The 1,310-nt window shown below is 56.9% G+C and carries 1 protein-coding gene and 1 other annotated feature; the gene reads right to left on the bottom strand.

The window, feature by feature from the left end:
• Positions 1 to 42 precede the first annotated feature (42 nt).
• A protein-coding gene (locus ACSZO4_RS25565) for an IS3 family transposase (RefSeq protein WP_437891884.1) occupies positions 43 to 1,256 on the bottom strand; the annotation gives its coding sequence in 2 pieces (ribosomal slippage) (positions 43 to 968 and positions 968 to 1,256; 1,215 coding nt in all).
• Positions 859 to 975, bottom strand: a sequence feature (AL1L pseudoknot). (Overlaps the previous gene by 117 nt.)
• Positions 1,257 to 1,310: the final 54 nt, after the last annotated feature.

Raw genomic sequence — 1,310 nt, 5'->3', positions numbered from 1 at the left:
TGAACCGCCCCGGTTTTCCTGGAGAGTATTTTAGTTGGGAACTCAGGCTGCCAGATCCTTATTCCCGATGGAAGCATAATATGCCTGTTCGGCTTCTGCCGGAGGGATATGCCCCAGTCTTTCCAGCAGCCGGCGATTGTTGTACCAGTCCACCCACGCCAGCGTTGCCAGCTCCACTTCGGCTCGGTTTTTCCATTTCTTCCGGTGTATCACCTCTGCTTTATAAAGGCCGTTGATGCTCTCTGCCATTGCGTTGTCGTATGAGTCGCCGGTGCTGCCCGTTGATGCCAGCAGCCCTGCGTCTTTAAGCCGTTGACTGTACGCCAGCGACACATACTGCGAGCCTTTATCTGAGTGATGGATAGTTCCTGTCGGCCGTCGGGCCCACAACGCCTGCTCCAGCGCATCCAGTACGAACGTCGTTTCCATCGATGACGACACCCGCCAGCCCACGATACGACCCGCGAACACGTCGATGATGAACGCCACGTAAGCAAAGCCGTGCCAGGTGCTGACGTACGTGAAGTCTGCCACCCACAGCTGGTCTGGCCGTTCAGCCACGAACTGGCGGTTTACCCGGTCACCTGCGGCAGCGTCTTTTCGGCTGACGGTAGTCCTGACCTTTTTGCCCCGGAGTACCCCGGCAAGCCCCATGGCCTTCATCAGCCGTGCCACCGTACATCTGGCCACGCTGATGTGCTCCCGGAGTAACTGACGCCACACTTTGCGTACGCCATATACTCTGTGGTTTTCATCGTACACGCGCTTTATCTCCGTTTTCAGAAGGTCGTCACGCTGCTCCCGCAGACTGCGCCTGTCCGGATGAGTGTGATGTTGCTGATGCCGGTAATATGTCGACGGGGCGATATCCAGTTCATGGCATACCGGTCCGACCCCATGTTCGTTGCACAGCGCGTCCACCAGAGGTGTTATTTTTTCCAGAGGCGGTCGAACTCCGCCTTCGCAAAATAAGCGGAAGCCTGGCGCAGGATATCGTTGCTGCGGCGCAGCTCACGAACTTCCCGCTCCAGCTCTTTCAGGCGATGGCGTTCAGGAGTGGTGAGGCCACCATCACCGCCTCCGGCATCGCGTTCATACTGACGTAGCCAGATACGCAGGGTCTCAGGCGTACAGCCTATTTTGGGGGCGATGGAACTGAGAGCTGCCCACTGTGAGTCATAGTCGTTCTGATTTTCCAGAACCATACGGACGGCGCGCTGACGAACCTCCGGGGAAAAACGTGTGTTTTTAGTCATCCTGTTTACCTCTCTCTCAAAGAGTTTAGTCTCCAGGATTCCCGGGGCGGTTCA

Origin of the sequence: Phytobacter sp. V91 (assembly GCF_965644225.1) — a bacterium.
GTDB lineage: Bacteria > Pseudomonadota > Gammaproteobacteria > Enterobacterales > Enterobacteriaceae > CBFFRJ01.
Note: the sequence above shows the minus strand (reverse complement) of the source record. Positions and strands in the feature narration are given on the sequence as shown.